Below are 17,172 nucleotides of genomic sequence, written 5' to 3'. Positions count from 1 at the left end.
TGGCGTCTCCGGTTGTTCCAGATCAGGGGATGACACAGCCGCCGCCCCGCCTGACGCGACGACAGCCCCGACCACCGCGGCGGCGTCTGGTTCGACACAAGTACCAACCGGGACGCCTGGCACCTGGCCGCCAGACTTGCAGCTTCCAAGCGGAATGACGCTGATCGGCACTCCGGTCCAAGGCACCGATGGCATGCGCGCAACCTTGAGTTGTTCGGGCCGGGCGTCGGCCGCACTGACGGGCCTCACGGCGATGCTCAACGATGCCGGCTACAAGACCAAATGGGTCCTGCACGGCAACGACACCACCCGCACCGCCGCGCTCGAAGGCAGCGCTGGCAGCAAGGTCGTGCGCGCGCAAATCAATGAAACCGCCGAAGGCGCGTGCCAGGACGTGGCGGTTTCAGTCACCGACTGAACTCCACCCGCATCGCCACCGCATGCCTGCGCCCGACGCCGCCGCGGGCCGCGCCTCAGAACGGGTCGCTGGAGGGATCCCAGGGATCGGACGCATCCAGCTGACCCTGCAGCGCAACTTCATCCGCCGCCGCGATCCAGTCCAGTCCCTCGGCCAGGTTCACTACCTGCAGCTGGCTGCGGCGAATGCCCTCTCCTTGCAGCGGACTGAGCACCAGCAGGATCACCCCGTAGGAAGCATCCAGCACGGCCGCCTGCCAGCGCTGCCCGTCCTTGTCATCGAATGTGCGCACATCCTCTCCAGTGCGAACGTTTGCGCGCATTCTAGTCCTGTGGCCGTGCCGTCTTGCTCGCCGCCCACGCCCAGTCAACTGTTTCGCGATTGATTTCGGTCAAATTCGACTTCTGCAAACAGCGTGGATTCTTCGCTATATACTCAACAATATAGCGAGGATTCCCCATGAAATTGCGCACATTCCTGCTGGCGCTGCTGCTGGCCCCGGTTCTGCTGTCGGCCACCCCCGCCGATCACCCCGAAGAGGGCATGCCCAGCAGTTCGGTGCGCATCACAGGGGCCGTCACTGCACCGGCGGAACTCGACGTGGCCGCGCTGAAACGGCTGGTGCAACGCAATAGCGGCCCGGTGGACGTGGTCTGCGCCTCGGGGGCGACCGTGGGCAGCGCGCAGAACTTTCGCGGCGTGCGCCTGACCGACGTGCTGGATCACGTCGGTCTCGCGCTGGAAGGCCACAAGGATGCGCGCCGGATGGTGATCGTCGCCCGCGCCACCGACGGCTACCTCGTCACTTTTTCCTGGAACGAGCTGTACAACACGCCGATCGGCAAGGACGTCCTGATCGCCTGGGAGAAGGACGGCAAGCCGCTGGATGTCCATGAAGGGCAGTTGCTGCTGATTTCCGGGCAGGACATCAAGACCGGCCCGCGCCGCGTGCGCTGGCTTGACCGGATCGAAGTCGTCCGCATGCAGTGACGCCATCCACGCCCGCTGTGATCAGGCCTGGTCACAGCGCTGAAACCGCATCAGACCGCCACCGCCAGGATCACGTGCGAGGACTTGATCAGCGCCAGCAGCGAGGCGCCTTCGCGGATGTCGAGCGCTTTCACGCTCTCGTTGGTGACGGTGGCAACCAGCCGCCGCCCGCCGGACAGCTGCAATTCCACTTCGGCGTTCACCGCCCCTTCCTGGCAGGACAGCACGGTGCCAGCCAGCGCGTTGCGCGCGCTGGTGCGCACGCCGGGGGCACCCAGCACCACGAACGAGGACTTGACCAGCGCAATCGCACTGCCGCCTTCGCGCAGGCCAAGATCATCGACGCTGCGGTTGGTGATGATGGCGACCAGCCGGTCGCCGCCGCCGAGGTCGAGGATCACCTCGCTGTTCACCGCGCCGCGCTGGATCGCGTGAATGGTGCCCTCGTACTGGTTGCGCGCGCTTGTCTTGAGCATGAGATTCCCCAGCCGTTCGAGAAGTTGATCCAGCGAGGCGTGATCCGCAGACCCATCCAGCCCCGCCAGCAAGCGTTGTTGCAATACCGTCAATGCTTGATGGAACGCCAGCACGCGGCGGCCCGCATCGGTCAAGCGGGCACCACCACCACCGCTGCCACCGGTTTCTGTCGTCACCAAAGGTTGGGCAAGCAGACGGTTGAGCGCGGTGATGGTGTCCCAAGCGCCCTTGTAGCTCATGCCAATCGCGCGTGCCGCTGCGCTGATTGATCCCTCTGATTCCAGCGCTTGCAGCAGCTTCGCGCGTTTCGGCGTCAAGCTGGTTCCACCGCCGCGCAGATCGATCAACGGTTCAAGCACGTGGCAATCCATCGCGAAGCACTTGCCAAGCATAGGTCAACTGGCAGCGCTCTTCGGGATGAGCTGCAGGTCAATGCGTATTTCGTACCCTCAAACCTACCCCCAAACTTGGGAGTAGGGCAGGAGTGCAGCGGGAAGTCGCGGGGAATGATCCAGCACGCAGGCAACAAAAAACCCCTGAGATTCAGGAGTTTAGTGGCCTTGCGGGATGTTGCGGGAAACTCGAATGGTGCCCAAGGGGGGACTCGAACCCCCACGACCTAAGCCGCTACCACCTCAAGGTAGTGCGTCTACCAATTCCGCCACCTGGGCAATCTGCTGCGATGCGCGCACCGCGATGCGTGCATCTTAAATCAAGTCAAGCGCAACCTCGTCAATTGCCCTGCGCGGGTGCCGCGGGGGCAGGTGTGGCAGGAGCAGGTGCCGGCGCCGCGGGCGCCGCAGACGTCGGACTGGCTGCGGGGACGGTCGCCGCAGGCGCCTGCGGCGCGGGCTGCGCCGGCGCGGTAGGAATCTGCGGGCCGGCAGCGGCAGGCGCCGGCGTGGCCGGAGTGCCTGCCGCGGCGGGCTGGCCCATGACGCCCAGATCCGGCGCGCCGACAGGACCACTGCGGTTCGCCTGCCGGCTGGCGTACATCGCCATGCCGAGGCTGATGACGAAGAACGTCACCGCCAACCACTTCGTGCTCTTGCTCAGGAAGTTGGTGGAGCCACGGGCGCCGAACACGGTCCCCGACGCACCACCGCCGAAGCCGGAGCCGGCCTGTGCGCCATCGCCCTGCTGCAACAGGACGAGAGCGATGATCGCGATGGCGATCAATACATACAGGATGTTGACCAGTTGAATCAGCATGAAACGTTCCTTCTGGATCAGTTCACCCGGCAATCGAGCGGCGGTGGGCGCGTGCCAGGAGGCGTACCGCCCCCCGCCTTGGCGCCTGTTCAAACGGACAGGCCGACTGACAATCCCGGGCCAGACGCCGCTTTTGCACGACGTCAACGACAAGCCCGCCATTGTAGCATCGCCTTCGCAGAACTGACCACGCGCAGCCTCTTCCAATGACAAGTGAGCCTGAAGGCGCAGACAGGACGGGAGCAGCTGCTGCATCGGCCGCTTCCTGGCGGCCGTCACCCGCCCGCGTTGTGGTCGACAGTCGGCAATGCGGGGGTGGCAAGGATGGCGGACGGGTGCGCGCAGGGCGGGGATTGAGCAAACCCGGGCGGCGAGGGTGGTATGACGTTATTCCCGTTCGTTATGACTGCTTCCTGCTGCCGCCCCTGATCGCACCCGTGCCGCGACGGCAAGGCTTGTACGTAAAGTATTGATATCGAAGATGTTTCTTCCATCCTGCGGCGTATTGCACCGCGTCAAGTGTTCTCCATGTCCTCGTGCTAGTGTCGCAAGCGGCGCAGGGGAGCTGCGCCCGCCATCACGAAAACATCGGTGCGCCTGTTGGTGTGCCGTCTGGGGAGAATTATCCAAATGTCCAGTCGTTCAGGCTTGCTTGCAAGCGTGATGCTTGCCGTTTTTGCGTTCGTTTCGGTGCCGGCCGCGGCCGCCAATGGCCCGGCCCGTGCCGGCGCCCCGGCCCAGCCGGAACGGATCCTTGGCGGGGAAGGCCCGCAGCTGTTGCACCTGTTGCAGCAGGAGGAACTGCAGCTGCGCGCGATGCGCTCGGCGATGCCGAAATACTTTGCCGAGGCTTACCGCCGCTACCCGCAGATTCCGGCCGGCACGCTGGAAGCCATCGCCTGGTCGCAGAGCCGCTGGATGCCGCTGCAGCCGGCCGATACCGAAAACCACCATGACCGCATGCCGACCGCTTACGGCGTGATGGGCCTGTATGCCGGCGAAGGCTTTTCCGATCAGGTGACGGCCGCTTCCCGGCTCACCGGGCTTTCGACGCAGTTGATCAAGACCGATAGTCGCGCCAACATCCTTGCCGCTGCCGCGCTGCTGGCGCAGCAAATCGGTGCGGCCGGGCTGGGCAGGAACGGGATCGCACCGAAGCCCGAGCAGCTCAGCCAGGTGCTGGCGCGCTATGCCGGCTTCACCCCGATGCGCGGCGGCAATGCGATCGAGGACTTCGCTCGCCAGAGTTTTGCCTTCGACGTGCTGCTGTCGATGGACCGCGGCGTGAACGAGAAGGGGGCGATCGTGCCCGAACGCGCAATCCAGTGGGAGCGTGCGTTCACGCCCAGCCAGTTGGTGACGCTGCGCGCGCCGTTCGTGCGCCTGGACATCAGCCGTGGCCGCGTCGACACCGGTGACTACGCGATCGACCCGATCAGCGAGACCATGATCAATCGTCGCGGCGGCGCGACTGGCGGGCAACAAGTCGCCGGCCCCGATTACAGCCCGGCGATCTGGGATCCGGCCAGCTCCAGCAACTACACCGCTTCGCGCAGCGCCGCGATTGGCGCCGTCACCATCCACACCACCCAAGGCAGCTATGCCGGCACCATCTCGTGGTTCAAGAACCCGGCGGCGCAGGTCAGCGCCCACTATGTCATCCGCAGCTCGGACGGCCAGGTGACCCAGATGGTGCGCAATGCCTACACCGCCTGGCACGTGCGCAGCCACAACAGCTACACCCTGGGCATCGAGCACGAGGGCTACATCAGCAACAGCTCCTGGTACACCACCGCGATGTACAACGCCTCCAGCGCGCTGGTGCGCAACTTCTGCAGCAAGTACAGCGCGATCAAGTGCAACTCGGCCTACAACGGACCGTCGTCGAGCGGCACCGTGGTGCTGTCCGATTCGATCAAGATCAAGGGCCACCAGCACTACAGCGGCAACGACCACACCGACCCGGGCATCTACTGGAACTGGTCGCGCTACTACAGCCTGCTCAACCCGGCCCCGGCGGGCACGGTGAAGTTGCTTGACACCTTCGAATCCTCGGTGGGCCACTTCAACACTTCCCCCACCTATTCGGGCAGTACCGTCGGCATCTCCACCGCGTCCACTGCGCAGCGCTATTGCAGCATGAGCCGGTATGGAAGCTGCTCGCTGCAAGTCAAGCTGGTGGACAATCCCAACACCTCGGCCAGCTGGGCCGTGCGCCTGCTGTCCGGCAGCGGTTCGCCCTCGGCCAACACCCAGCTGGTCCGCGCCAATGGCAAGGTCGGTTTCTGGGTCTATGCCGCCGGCAGCGGGCTGTCTGTGGCGATCGGCGTGGATGACAGTGACGGCACCGAGCGTTCGGTGTCGCGCGCGCTGGCGGCCAATACCTGGACCTATGTCGAATGGAGTCTGACCGACGCCAACCAGTGGAACGCCTGGGTCGGTGGCAATGGCGCCATCACCGCGTCCACGGTGACCCTCGATGCGGTCTGGCTGTACCACGCCCAGACCAGCTACAACCTCTTCGTCTATCTCGACGACGTGCAAATCAAGAACTGAGACTGGCGATTTCCGCGCGCAAGCGGCCCCGGAAGGGGCCGTTTGCGTTTGGCTTTCACTCGCGTTCGAGCGCAGACGACCGCACCGGCAAGCGACCAGCCAGCCGCAAGCCATCGCGCAGATTGAGCGTCAGCAGCGTGATATTGGCGGCGCCAGCGAGCAGCTCCAGCGCCTGCAAAGCGTAAAACGCGCCATCAAACCGACCGGCGTTGGCCCAGGAGGCCAGCACGAAGGCGCTCGGCAACAGCACCAACACGCCGTTGGCCGCCACCAGCTTCATCCGCCGCGCCTTGACCTCGACGATCCGTCCACGCCGCGTCCTGGCGAGCGAAAACCCGCTGCCACCGGTGGCGGCCATCGCCGGGATCAGCAGCCACATGCCGGTGAGGATCGCGTTCTTCACCAGCGTGACGCTGGCAAGATCGAGAAACGCTTCGGAAACGACCGTTGACACCCAGAACGTTGCAATGCACAGGAGCGCCACGGCGCCGAAAAATCCATGCAACTTTGCTTTCATGGTCCGGCCTCCAATCACGAGTGGGTGGAAAAAGCGTTGGTTTGCAACTGACGCAGGATCGTCCCCAGGGTTTGTGCCGTGGCCTCGAGTTGGGTGACCGGAAGCCGTGACGTCAGCTGCGCCGCCTGGGCGTTCCACTGCGCATCGGCTTGCGCATAAAGTGCCCGCCCCATCGGGGTCAGGCTGTACAGCGGCGAGCGCTGGTGCGCCGGGTTGGGGTGCGATTCGAGCATCCCTTGCCCGAGCAACAGGTTCAGCTGTTTCTGTGCCCCCTGCCGCGTGACGCCCATCGCGGCGCCCACTTGCGGGGCGGTCAGCGGCGCGCCCGCCAAAGCGATCGCCCCCAGCATCTGCCAGCGTGCGCTGGTCAGCCCCAAGGGCTCAACCAGCCGGTCTCCCCACTGCAGGAGTTCTGTATTCAGGCGGAAAACCGTCAGGGCGACATGGGTGATTGCGGCAGCACGAGAGTTGGTTTTCATGAGGAAGAGCTCCCCGGTACTATGACAGCCAGTTTCCAATAACGGAAACCAGTTGTCAATAGCCCAGCCCAACCATTTCCCCGGCTTCAGGCACGGCCTCGGCAGCCATTCAGCGCCGGGTTGCCTGCGCCAGGCCGTTGGGCGCTACGAACAAGGCGCGCCGCAAACCCGCACCGATGCCGGATTGCGTGCGAAGGCATCCTTCGCGGAAACCAGAGACAAGGGCGGGACCTGAAAACCGAAAACCTCCCGAAACCGGGGCTTCCGGGCTGACGGCGTCCGTCGCAGCAAGGCCCGAACCCGCGCCAACACGGGCGCTCCGGGCAAAAAAATCCCAACCGACAAGGGTTGGGATTTTGGGTATTGGTGGAGCTGAGGGGGATCGAACCCCTGACCTTCGCATTGCGAACGCGACGCTCTCCCAGCTGAGCTACAGCCCCACGCGGGAAGCGAAGTTTAGTGGATTGGCCGGGACGCAGGCAAGCATTGCTTTATGGGCGCTTCCTTGCAGCCGCCCCTGTACCATCGTGGCATGAGCAAATCTTCCGGCAAGCGCGGCACCGGCCGCGGCAAGGGGCCTGGCGTGACGGGGCGTGGCGGCATGGCGGATGGTGGAAGCGTCCGCAATGCCGGCAAGACCGGGAAAACGGGGAAGGCCGGGCAGGCGGGCAGCGCTGGCGGCGCGTCGCGAGCAGGCAAAGCGGGCCGACTGCCGCCGTGGATGCCGGAGCTGCCGGTTGCGCCGCCTGCGCGCAAGCAGCGGGCAGGCAAGCCTGCGTTGGGCGCTGCGCGCGCCGGGCTGCGTGATCCGCAGGCGCGGCGCGAGGCCGAGCGCTATGCGGATCCGATTGCCAGCCGCGAGCTGATCCTGCAGGTGCTGGCCGACAGCGGCGGGCCGCTGAAGGACGTGGAGCTGGCGGCGGCGCTTGGCCTGGAGGCACCGGAGCGCTTCGAGACATTGCAAAAACGGTTGGCGGCCATGCTGCGCGCCGGGCAGTTGCTGCAAAACCGGCGCGGCGGCTTCGTGCCGGCGCAGCAGGCCGAGCTGATCGCCGGCAGCGTGATCGCCAACCCCGACGGCTTCGGATTCCTGCGCCCGGAGCAGGGTGGGGATGACCTGTTCCTGCCGCCGGTCGAAATGCGCAAGGTCAGCCACGGCGACCGCGTGCTGGTCAGCCTGACCGGAATGGACCACCGCGGGCGCGGCGAGGCCGCGATCGTCGAGGTGCTGGAGCGGCGCCTGAGCCGCCTGCTCGGGCGTTATGTCGAGGAGCTCGGGGTTGCTTACGTGGTCCCGGATGACCGCCGGATCCTGCGCAATGTCATGATCGCGCCGGATGCGCGCAATGGCGCCCGCGCCGGGCAGCTGGTGGTGGCCGAGATCACCACGCCGCAGGACGCGCATCGGCCGCCGATCGGGCGCATCGTCGCGGTGCTGGGTGACCATCTCACCGCATCGCAGGCGGTCGAGGCGGCCATCCACGGGCACGACATTCCCAATCAATTTCCGCCTGAAGTCCTGGCCGAAGCGGCGGCCATTCCGCTGGAGGTGACGGCCGCCGACGCCCGCGGCCGGCTCGACCTGCGCGGTCTGCCGCTGGTCACCATCGACGGCGAGGACGCGAAGGATTTCGATGATGCGGTGTGGTGCGAGCCGAACCGCGACGGCTTCCGCCTGATCGTCGCCATTGCCGACGTCTCGCACTATGTTCGTCCCGACACGCCGCTCGACGCCGAGGCGCAAAAGCGCGCCACCTCGGTGTATTTCCCCGGGTTCGTGGTGCCGATGCTGCCGGAGACGCTGAGCAACGGCATCTGCTCGCTCAACCCGCAGGTGGACCGGCTGTGCTTCGTCTGCGACATGCAGGTGGAGCGCGATGGCCGGGTGTCCGCATCGAGTTTTCATGAGGCGGTGATGCACTCGCAGGCGCGGTTGACCTATGCCGATGTCTGGAACGCGGTTGGAGATGGCATTGCCCAGGACGACCGCGATGCGGCGCTGGCGAAGATCGGAACGCTTCTGCCGCAGCTCATGCAATTGCATCAGCTGTACAAGATCCTCGACCGCGCTCGCGCCAGGCGCGGGGCGATCGAATTCGAAAGCAGCGAGGTGCGTTTCATCCTCGATGCCAAGGGCGACGTCACCCAGGCCGGCATGCTCCAGCGCAACGATGCCCACAAGCTGATCGAGGAATGCATGATCGCTGCCAACGTCGAGGCGGCGCGGCATCTGCTCGAATCCGGGATCCCGGCGCCGTTTCGTGACCACGACCGTCCGCCGGAATCGAAATATGCCGACCTGGAGGAGTTCCTCAAGGAATTCGCGCTGCGCTTGCCGTCCTGGAGCAAGGTCAAGCCCAGGGATTTCCGCAATCTGCTGGAAAAAATCCGCGAGCGTCCCGATGCGACCCTGCTGGAATCGGTGCTCCTGCGCAGCCAGTCGCTGGCGGTGTACGCGCCCGACAACATCGGCCACTTCGGGTTGGCGCTGGAGGCCTATGCGCACTTCACCTCGCCGATCCGCCGCTATGCCGATCTGCTGGTGCACCGCGCGCTCAAGTACGCGCTCGCCGGCGGCCGCCGCGACGCCTACACCTACAGCCCGCATGAGATGGCCGCGCTGTCGCTGCAATGTTCGGAGCGTTCGCGGCGCGCCGACGAGGCCCAGCGCGAGGTGGACGAACGCTATCGCGCGGCGTGGATGGAAGAGCACGTCGGCAAGGAATTCGACGGCACCATCAGCGGCGTGACGAGCTTCGGGCTGTTCGTCGAGCTGGACGATTCGAAGGTCAACGGACTGGTGCACGTCACCCAGCTGCCGCGCGATTTCTACCAGTTCGACGCCGTGCGCAAGACCCTGACCGGCGAACGGCGCGGCAAATCGTGGCGATTGGGCGATCGCGTGCGCGTGGTCGTGCTCAAGGCCAGCGTGGAAGAGCGCAAGATCGATTTCCGGCTGGTCGAGGAGGCCAGCGAGCCCAAGCCGCCGCCGCCGCGCGGCCAGCCGGCCAAGCGGGTGAAACAGAAATATTGAGGGCGCAGGCCGGTCAGTGCGGAAGCCGGAGCCGGCGATCGGCATCGATCAGGCCGTGCTCGAACAGCCACCGCCAGGCGGCGTCGGCGTCCTGCTCCGCATAGGCGCGCGCCGAACCGAGCCGGAAGGTGTAGCCCCAGGCGTCCATGTCGGCCCAGACGCGCTCGCGGCCGACGCCGGGCAGGGCGTCGCCGAGCAGGCCTTGCAGGACGCAGACGGCGTCTTCCTCGGGCACCGAGTCGGTGGCGTCGGTGTGGACCTGGGCGCGGCGCTGCGGCGGCAGCACGATCAGGTGGCCGGCCTCGTGCAGCAGGGAATGCACGGGGGTGTCGTCGCGTGCGTAAACGATGTTGCCGATGATGCCGGCTTCGCTGTCGCCCCAGTAGCTGCCGGGGATGGCCGCGCCGCCGGCGATGCGCTCCAGCGTCAAGCCGTAACGGGCGAGCAGGGCGGTGGGCGCGGCAAAGCCGATGTCGGTCAGCCGCAGGACGTCGATCCCCGCCCCGAACGGAAGCGGCGCCGCGGACGCCATCAGCCGGCGGCGGAACCGCGCTCGGGAAGGTTCACGGAAATAGCCAGGAAATCCTGGTCGCCTTCCTTGTGCCATTCCACGTTGACCGCATCGACGCCGACATCCACGTACTTGAGGATCACCTCCGTCAGTTCGCGCTGCATCATGGGCAGGTAGTCGGGGGCGTCGCGCTCGGCGCGGGTCTGCTTGACCAGGAATTCCAGTCGGTTCTTCGCGGTGGCGGCGGTGTTCTTTTTCGGTTTGAAGAAATCGAGAATGGACATGGTTCAGCCTCCGAACAACTTGCTGAAGAAGCCCTTCTTCTCCACCGTGGTGAAGCGCATCGGCCGCTCCTCGCCCAGCAGGCGCGCCACCGCGTCGTCGTAGGCCTGGCCCGCCGTCGACTCCGGATCCATGATCACTGGCTCGCCCTTGTTGGAGGCGTTGAGGACGTCGCCGGATTCGGGCACCACGCCAATGGTTTTCAGGCCCAGCACTTCCTCGACGTCGGCCACCGACAGCATTTCGCCATCGGCCACGCGCTGCGGGCTGTAGCGGGTCAGCAGCAGGTGCGAGGTGACTTCGCCCTCGCCTTTCTCGGCGCGATGGGTCTTGGAGGCGAGCAGGCCGAGGACGCGGTCGGAGTCGCGCACCGAGGACACTTCCGGGTTGACCACCACGATCGCGCGATCGGCGAAGTACATGGCGAGGAAGGCGCCTTTCTCGATCCCCGCCGGGGAGTCGCAGACGATGTAGTCGAAGCCGTCGGCGGCGATGTCCTTGAGCACCTTCTCGACGCCGTCGCGCGACAGCGCGTCCTTGTCGCGGGTTTGCGAAGCGGCCAGCACGAACAGGTTTTCGAAGCGCTTGTCCTTGATCAGCGCCTGCCGCAGCGTGGCTTCGCCGTGGATGACGTTGACGAAGTCGTACACGACCCGGCGCTCGCAGCCCATGATCAGGTCGAGGTTGCGCAGGCCGACGTCGAAGTCGATGACGGCAACTTTCTTGCCGCGCCGCGCGAGACCGGTGGCGAGGCTGGCGCTGGTCGTGGTCTTGCCCACGCCGCCCTTGCCCGAGGTGACTACGATGATTTCAGCCAAGCTGGCGTTCTCCGTGATCTTGAAGCGATGATCGTGGCGCGGCGATCAGGCGAGCACCGCGAGTTTGAGTTGTCCCTGCTCCAGCCAGACCTGGACGGGCTTGCCGACGAGGTCGCGCGGGATGTCGTCCAGTACCTTGTAGCGCCCCGCAACCGCCACCAGTTCCGCGCGGAACTCGCGGCAGAAGATGCGCGCCTCTTCATTGCCCCGTGCGCCGGCCAGCGCGCGGCCACGCAGGGCGCCATAGATGTGGATGTTGCCATCGGCCAGCACCTCGGCGCCAGCGCCCACCGTGGTCAGCACGGTCAGGTCGCGGTGCTCCGCGTAGACCTGCTGGCCGGAGCGCACCGGCGTGGTCTGGAGCAATCCCGGGGACACCGGTGGCGCGCTGGGCGGCGGTTCCGGGGCTGGTCGCGCCTCGGCCTGCGCCGCTGCGGCCCGTGGCGCGGGTGGCTCGGCAGCGGTGCTTGCCTGGGGAGCCGCCTCGCCGCGCTCGTAGCTGGCACGAAACTTCGCCAGCAGCGGCAGGCCCAGCGCCTTGGCCAGGGCTTCGGTCGCCTGGGTGCCGTAGGCCAGTGCCGCCGGCAGCACCCCGGCGCTGCGCAAGCCGTCGATCAGCGCGCGCGCATCGTCTTCGGAAGGCGGATCGGAAAGGCCGCCGAAGTCGAGCACGACGGCGGCGCGCTCGAACAGTTTCGGCGCACGCTCCACGCGCTCACGCATTTCCGCGGACAGGCGGGCGATGTCGAAGCTGCGCACGCGCAGGTTGGCGATGCCGACCTGGCCGAATTTCAGTTCCCCGGCCTGCGTGTAATCGGGCGCCGCGCTCATGCGTGGGTGCCGGTCGCGGGCGCGGCGGGGGCCACGTGGTGGCGTGGTTGCAGCAGCCACGGAACATCGGGCAGCGCAGTGCCGTAGGTGGCGTGGACCCAGGGGTAGCTGCACAGGGTTTTCAGCAGCATCGCCGCACGCAGGCCATGCTCGGGCATGGTGTTCTGGCCGATTTCGCGGAAGCCGAAGCTGCCGTGGAACAGCAAGGCGTGGTCGGAGCCTTGTTCGAGGAAGACCTCGCAGGCCAGCTGCGGGTAGCGCAATTCGGCGTAGCTTTGCACATCGGCATAGAGCGCGCGGCCGACGCCGCCGCCGCGGCGGCGGCTGGCGACCACGACGCGGTCGATGTAGAAGAACGCCGGATTGCGTGCGCGGAACCAGGCGAAATTGCTGCTGGTGTGCGGTGCGTCGGAGCCGAAGCCGATCAGGAATCCGGCCATCGTGCCGTCGCGTTCGGCGACGCGGAAATACTCCGCCGTGTCGAACATCAGTCGCAGCCGCGTGGCGTCCAGCGGCAGGATCGCGGGGCCGGCGGCGTTGTTCAAGGCGAGGACGGAATCCAGGTCCTGTTCGCGCACGTCGCGGATCGCGATCGACATTCCGTGGGGCTCCGATGGCTGTGGCAGGCCCGCCGCTGCGGGGCAGGCCATTATCGCACGCGTCGCCGGGACGCGGGCATGACCATTGGGGTACGGCGGAAGCGGTGTGGAGGCGGTATAAGAGCACATGCTTGCCCAGCTCTCCCACACGCGCTTGCTGCGCTACGCCGGTCTGTTCACCTGGGGCATGGTGGGCCTGCCGCTGCTGTATTCCTGGCTGGCGCCGCATCTGGCCAATGCCAGCGCCGAGGACCTTGCGCTGCGGCCCATGCCCTGGCAGGGCTGGGTGGCCTATCTGGCGTTCGGCATGAGCTACGCCTGGATCACCCGCGGTCTGGGCGGGCGGGCGCGCAACGGCGCCGACTACCTGCTGCTGGTGGTGCTGACGCTGGCCGCGCTGGGCGTCAGCTACTTCACCAAGACCGGCTTGGGCAGCGTGCTGCTGATGGTGGCGGCCTGCGTCCTGCCCTGGCTGTTGCCGCTGTTGCCGGGTGTGGCGTGGTTGCTGATTGGCCAGTTGGCGGTGGCGCCGGTGTTCATCCGCTGGCTGGATTTCCCGCCGCTGGAAGCGTTGATGCAATCGATGCTGTACGCGGGATTTTCCGGGTTCGTGTTCGTGGTCAGCCTTGTTGCATTGCAACAAACGCAGGCGCGGGAGGAGCAGCGCCGGCTCAATGCCGAACTGCGGGCGACCCGCGCCCTGCTGGCCGACAGTGCCCGGGTGAACGAGCGCACCCGCATTTCGCGCGAGCTGCACGACCTGCTGGGTCACCACCTGACAGCGCTCAGCCTGAACCTCGAGGTGGCCGGCCACCTGTCGGAAGGGCGGGTGCGCGAGCACGTGCTGCAGGCCCATGCTTTGGCCCGGCTGCTGCTGACAGATGTGCGCGAAGCGGTCAGCCAGCTGCGCGAGGGCGGCGTGATCGACCTCGCGGCGGTGCTGCGGCCGCTGGCCGAGAACGTGCCCAAACTGGCGATCGAGATGGACATCGACGATCCGCTGACCGTGGACGATCCGGAGCGCGCCCACGTCCTGCTGCGCTGCACCCAGGAGGCGATCACCAATGCGGTCCGGCATGCCCATGCAAGCCACCTGTGGCTGCGGGCGCGGCGCGAGGGCGATCGCGTGGTGCTGCAAGTGCGCGATGATGGCCGCGGCAGCGATGCGATCATTCCCGGCAATGGCCTGCGCGGTCTGGAAGAGCGATTGCGCCAGTACGGCGGGACTCTGGAAGTGGACAGCCGGCGCGGCCAGGGTTTCCAGCTCACAATGGGCCTGCCGGTGGCGGCCAATGCCGGTATCCGACTGCACGGAGAGAGCGACGCATGACTGAATCCGCCCCGATCCGCGTTTTCCTGGTCGACGACCAGACCCTGGTCCGGCAGGGCATCCGTTCCTTGCTGGCGCTGGCCGAAGGCGTTGCCGTAGTCGCCGAGGCCAACGACGGGCGCCAGGCCGTCGAGAACATCCCGCAGGTGCAGCCGGACGTCGTCCTGATGGACATGCGGATGCCGGTGATGTCCGGGCTGGAAGCACTGCAGGCGCTGGGTTCGGCCGGCAAGCTGCCGCCGACGATCATCCTGACCACCTTCGACGACGATGCGCTGGTGCTGGCCGGAATCAAGGCCGGCGCCAAGGGCTATCTGCTCAAGGATGTGACGCTGGAACAGCTGGTGGGGGCGATCCAGACCGTGGCCCGCGGTGGTTCGCTGGTCCAGCCGGCCGTCACCCAGCGCCTGCTGTCGGGGCTGGAGCACATGCACAACGATTTCGTCAGCCTCGACCAGCCCGACCCGCTGACCGACCGCGAGACCGAAATCCTGCGCCTGATGGCCTCGGGATTTTCGAACAAGGAGATCGCCAACTCGCTGCACGTGGCCGAGGGAACGATCAAGAACCACGTCTCCAACATCCTCTCCAAGCTCGGCGTGCGCGACCGCACCCGGGCGGTGCTCAAGGCCTTCGAGTTGAAGCTGGTATGAGACCGGGGTCCGGTTCGTTCCAACCCGCCGCCGGCCCGCGCCGGGCCGTACGGGGCCGAATGCGGGTCAAATCACGTTTTCCCGCCCCGAGGCTCGCCTGCACTCGGGGATGTTTGCTAGGATGGCGGGTCTGCGCGACCCGGCTGTTGCCATCGATCTTCCCGGAGATTCCTGAATGACTCGTGTGCTCGAGATCCTGATTTCGTTGGCGATTGTCGCCGGGCTGTATCTGGCCTTGGGCATCGTATTGCCGTCTTCGCGCCACCTCAGCGAACGGATCGAAACCAACCGCAAGCTCACGATCGTCTATGACACGGTCAACAGCTTTCGCCGCTTCAAGGACTGGAATGCGGTGGCGCTGCGCGACCCGCGCATGCAGCTGACCCTGTCGGGCCCCGAAGAAGGCGTTGGCGCCAAGATCAACTACAGCTCGCAGGAAAAGAACATCGGCGCGGGGTCGTGGGAGATCGTGCAGAGCCAGCCGAACAAGATGGTCGGCATCCGGATCCAGGACGAGACCCGCGGCGAGAACAAGCGCACCGCGTATTTCCTGCGCCCGACCGGTCGCAACAACCGCAACGTCGAGGTCATCCAGACCTATGACGTGGACTACGGCTGGAACATCTTCGGCCGCTATGCCGGCCTGTACGTCACCCGCCACATGGGCGAGGACATGAAGCTGAGCCTGTCGCGGCTGGTGTCGGTGCTGGCAACGGTCCCGAACATCGATTACCGCGTGCAGGGCAGCGGGATGACGCCGCCCAAGGTCGTCGATCGGCCGGAAGAGGACGTGCTGTACGTCAGTGCCGGTGCGATCGAGCGCGGCAACGCCCAGATCCAGACCGCGATCAACAATGACAGCGAATGGATCAAGCGCGTGATCGAGGCCAACGGGCTGGAGGCGGTCGGTCCGGTGCGCATCGTCACCACCGAACTCGGCCAGAGCACCTACACCTTCGACGTGATGCAGGTCGTGCGGCGCAAGGACGGCAGCGCGGTGGGTCGGGTCACGATCCCGGCCGGTGCGCCGGTGAAGTACGAGCACCACGTGGCCGGCGGGCGGGCCGTGACCACCAGCTTCACCGGTTACATGGCGGGCCTGGAAAACGTGCGCAACGCCCTGCGCGCCTGGGCGGCGACCCATGGCTACGAGATCAAGGATCGCGCCTACGAGGACTACAACTCCGGCGTGGCCGGCGCGTTCACCGAGAACGGCAAGTTCGACGTGTACTGGCCGATCAAGTGATCGGCCGGAGGCCTCGCGTCCCGGCAACGGCGCGGGGCGCGGGCGCGACGCGCCGCATCCGTCGAGGACGGCAGTGAGCGCGGAGACATCCATCGACATGCCCACGAACGCCGCGCACCGCCGCGGCGTTCGTCTTTTCGCGAAGGAGCAATCGGGATGAGTGCGTTGCAGACAACCCCGGGCATGGTCGTTTTCCGCCGTTATCTGGGCGCCATCGGCGGGCTGCTGGCCGCGCTGGCGGTGGCGCTGTATGTGTACGCCACCCGCGCTGGCGTGGCGTCAGCGTCCACTGATTTGCTCACCGCGGCGGCCTTCGGCTTTGCCCACGGCGTGGCACTGGCCGCGCTGGCGCCGCTGGCGCAGCGGCCGGTCGCCCTGTTCGGGCTGTGTTTGCTGCTGCTGGGCGTCATCCTGTTTTGCGGCGGCGCGCTGGCGCAGCTGGTGCTGGCGCTGGCTGCCGGGCTGGCGATGCCGTTGGGCGCGGCGCTGGCGATCACCGGCTGGCTGCTGTATGCCTGGGACCGGCTGAAGGTCTGAGCGACGAGACGCCGACATGGCAAGATTCACGCGGGGATTCGATACCGAGGCCGCCTTCGAGCATTTGGCGCGGCGTGACCGCAAGCTGGGCGTCTGGATGCGGCGGATCGGGCCGATCCCGCCCGACCCGGACTGGCGCGGCGCGTTCGATCCGGTCGATGCGCTGGCGCGTTCGATCCTGCATCAGCAGCTCAGCGGCAAGGCGGCGCGCAGCATCGAGGCGCGGGTCGATGCCGCCACCGGCGGGCGGCTGCACTGTGACACCCTGGCGCGGCTGGACGATGCGCAGCTGCGCGCCTGCGGCGTGTCGGCCAACAAGGTGCTGGCGCTGCGCGATCTGGCCCGGCGCGAGGCGGCCGGCGAGATCCCGAGCCTGCGCCAGATGGCGACGATGGAGGACGCCGCGATCATCGCCGCGCTGGTGCCCACGCGCGGAATCGGGCGCTGGACGGTCGAGATGATGCTGATGTTCCGGCTGGGCCGTCCGGACGTGCTGCCGGTGGACGATCTGGGCGTGCGCAAGGGCGCGCAGCTGCTTGACCGCCGCGACGCCATGCCGACGCCGCGGGAGCTGGCCGAACGCGGCCAGCGCTGGGGGCCGTACCGCAGCTACGCCGGCTTCTATCTGTGGCGGATCGTGGATGCGGCTGCGGCTGCAAAAGGCGGCTGAACCCAGTGAGGC

At 66.7% G+C, this 17,172-nt stretch carries 19 protein-coding genes and 2 tRNA genes; 9 read left to right on the top strand and 12 right to left on the bottom strand.

The features are described 5' to 3' along the window. The first annotated feature begins 154 nt into the window (after window positions 1–154). Window positions 155–418 carry a hypothetical protein gene (locus M9902_RS10635; protein WP_297222876.1) on the top strand — a complete coding sequence of 88 codons (264 nt, stop codon included), beginning with the start codon at window positions 155–157 and terminating at the stop codon, window positions 416–418. A 55-nt stretch (window positions 419–473) separates the two neighbouring features. Here the strand turns inward: M9902_RS10635 and M9902_RS10630 are convergent, their stop codons facing one another. Beyond that, on the bottom strand, window positions 474–710 hold the full coding sequence (locus M9902_RS10630; protein ID WP_297222874.1) for a hypothetical protein: 237 nt from the start codon (window positions 708–710) through the stop codon (window positions 474–476). A gap of 167 nt (window positions 711–877) precedes the next feature. Between M9902_RS10630 and M9902_RS10625 the strand changes: the two genes are divergently transcribed. Then, window positions 878–1,408, top strand: coding sequence for a molybdopterin-dependent oxidoreductase (locus tag M9902_RS10625; RefSeq protein WP_297222872.1), 531 nt, complete (start codon window positions 878–880; stop codon window positions 1,406–1,408). 50 nt (window positions 1,409–1,458) lie between these two features. Here the strand turns inward: M9902_RS10625 and M9902_RS10620 are convergent, their stop codons facing one another. From M9902_RS10620 to secG, 3 genes are all read right to left on the bottom strand, one after another. Further along, on the bottom strand, window positions 1,459–2,244 hold the full coding sequence (locus M9902_RS10620; protein ID WP_297222870.1) for a TOBE domain-containing protein: 786 nt from the start codon (window positions 2,242–2,244) through the stop codon (window positions 1,459–1,461). A 227-nt stretch (window positions 2,245–2,471) separates the two neighbouring features. Continuing rightward, a tRNA-Leu gene (locus M9902_RS10615) sits at window positions 2,472–2,556 on the bottom strand. 61 nt (window positions 2,557–2,617) lie between these two features. Further along, window positions 2,618–3,097, bottom strand: coding sequence for a preprotein translocase subunit SecG (gene secG, locus M9902_RS10610; protein WP_297222868.1), 480 nt, complete (start codon window positions 3,095–3,097; stop codon window positions 2,618–2,620). A gap of 630 nt (window positions 3,098–3,727) precedes the next feature. Here secG and M9902_RS10605 point away from each other — a divergent pair. Continuing rightward, window positions 3,728–5,653: a peptidoglycan recognition family protein gene (locus tag M9902_RS10605; RefSeq protein ID WP_297222866.1), complete on the top strand. Its 1,926-nt coding sequence runs from the start codon at window positions 3,728–3,730 to the stop codon at window positions 5,651–5,653. Window positions 5,654–5,708: 55 nt separating this feature from the next. On the opposite strand, the gene M9902_RS10600 is transcribed toward M9902_RS10605, so the two are convergent. The 3 genes from M9902_RS10600 to M9902_RS10590 all read right to left on the bottom strand — a co-directional run bounded on the left by M9902_RS10600 (window position 5,709) and on the right by M9902_RS10590 (window position 7,089). Continuing rightward, the gene (locus M9902_RS10600; RefSeq protein WP_297222864.1) at window positions 5,709–6,170 is read right to left on the bottom strand and encodes a hypothetical protein; all 462 of its coding nucleotides are present in this window, start codon (window positions 6,168–6,170) and stop codon (window positions 5,709–5,711) included. Between the two features lie 14 nt (window positions 6,171–6,184). Beyond that, a complete protein-coding gene (locus M9902_RS10595) occupies window positions 6,185–6,649 on the bottom strand; it encodes a MarR family winged helix-turn-helix transcriptional regulator (RefSeq protein ID WP_297222862.1) in 465 nt (154 codons plus the stop codon). 364 nt (window positions 6,650–7,013) lie between these two features. Continuing rightward, a tRNA-Ala gene (locus tag M9902_RS10590) sits at window positions 7,014–7,089 on the bottom strand. Window positions 7,090–7,250: 161 nt separating this feature from the next. Here M9902_RS10590 and rnr point away from each other — a divergent pair. Beyond that, a complete protein-coding gene (gene rnr / locus M9902_RS10585; protein WP_297222923.1) occupies window positions 7,251–9,683 on the top strand; it encodes a ribonuclease R in 2,433 nt (810 codons plus the stop codon). Between the two features lie 13 nt (window positions 9,684–9,696). Here the strand turns inward: rnr and M9902_RS10580 are convergent, their stop codons facing one another. From M9902_RS10580 to M9902_RS10560, 5 genes are read right to left on the bottom strand one after another with little or no spacing between them, the layout of a single operon-like run. Then, on the bottom strand, window positions 9,697–10,215 hold the full coding sequence (locus M9902_RS10580) for a hypothetical protein (RefSeq protein WP_297222860.1): 519 nt from the start codon (window positions 10,213–10,215) through the stop codon (window positions 9,697–9,699). Continuing rightward, on the bottom strand, window positions 10,215–10,478 hold the full coding sequence (gene minE / locus M9902_RS10575) for a cell division topological specificity factor MinE (RefSeq protein ID WP_297173610.1): 264 nt from the start codon (window positions 10,476–10,478) through the stop codon (window positions 10,215–10,217). The genes M9902_RS10580 and minE overlap by 1 nt, the downstream gene beginning before the upstream one ends. Window positions 10,479–10,481: 3 nt before the next feature. Beyond that, on the bottom strand, window positions 10,482–11,294 hold the full coding sequence (gene minD, locus M9902_RS10570; protein WP_297222858.1) for a septum site-determining protein MinD: 813 nt from the start codon (window positions 11,292–11,294) through the stop codon (window positions 10,482–10,484). Window positions 11,295–11,339: 45 nt separating this feature from the next. Further along, on the bottom strand, window positions 11,340–12,125 hold the full coding sequence (minC, locus tag M9902_RS10565) for a septum site-determining protein MinC (protein ID WP_297222857.1): 786 nt from the start codon (window positions 12,123–12,125) through the stop codon (window positions 11,340–11,342). Beyond that, entirely contained in the window at window positions 12,122–12,724 is a 603-nt protein-coding gene (locus tag M9902_RS10560) for a GNAT family N-acetyltransferase (RefSeq protein WP_297173603.1), read from the bottom strand. The genes minC and M9902_RS10560 overlap by 4 nt, the downstream gene beginning before the upstream one ends. 127 nt (window positions 12,725–12,851) lie before the next feature. Between M9902_RS10560 and M9902_RS10555 the strand changes: the two genes are divergently transcribed. The 5 genes from M9902_RS10555 to M9902_RS10535 all read left to right on the top strand — a co-directional run bounded on the left by M9902_RS10555 (window position 12,852) and on the right by M9902_RS10535 (window position 17,160). Continuing rightward, complete coding sequence (locus M9902_RS10555) at window positions 12,852–14,054, top strand: sensor histidine kinase (RefSeq protein ID WP_297222855.1); 1,203 nt, start codon at window positions 12,852–12,854, stop codon at window positions 14,052–14,054. Then, on the top strand, window positions 14,051–14,707 hold the full coding sequence (locus tag M9902_RS10550) for a response regulator transcription factor (RefSeq protein ID WP_297173598.1): 657 nt from the start codon (window positions 14,051–14,053) through the stop codon (window positions 14,705–14,707). The genes M9902_RS10555 and M9902_RS10550 overlap by 4 nt, the downstream gene beginning before the upstream one ends. A gap of 175 nt (window positions 14,708–14,882) precedes the next feature. Further along, window positions 14,883–15,953 carry a polyketide cyclase gene (locus M9902_RS10545; protein ID WP_297173595.1) on the top strand — a complete coding sequence of 357 codons (1,071 nt, stop codon included), beginning with the start codon at window positions 14,883–14,885 and terminating at the stop codon, window positions 15,951–15,953. Between the two features lie 156 nt (window positions 15,954–16,109). After that, on the top strand, window positions 16,110–16,490 hold the full coding sequence (locus tag M9902_RS10540) for a DUF423 domain-containing protein (RefSeq protein ID WP_297173592.1): 381 nt from the start codon (window positions 16,110–16,112) through the stop codon (window positions 16,488–16,490). A 16-nt stretch (window positions 16,491–16,506) separates the two neighbouring features. Then, on the top strand, window positions 16,507–17,160 hold the full coding sequence (locus M9902_RS10535) for a DNA-3-methyladenine glycosylase 2 family protein (RefSeq protein ID WP_297222852.1): 654 nt from the start codon (window positions 16,507–16,509) through the stop codon (window positions 17,158–17,160). The last annotated feature ends 12 nt before the right edge of the window (window positions 17,161–17,172 follow it).

Source organism: Thermomonas sp. (assembly GCF_023953935.1).
Taxonomy (GTDB): domain Bacteria; phylum Pseudomonadota; class Gammaproteobacteria; order Xanthomonadales; family Xanthomonadaceae; genus Thermomonas.
This window is presented reverse-complemented; position numbering and strand designations above follow the sequence as displayed.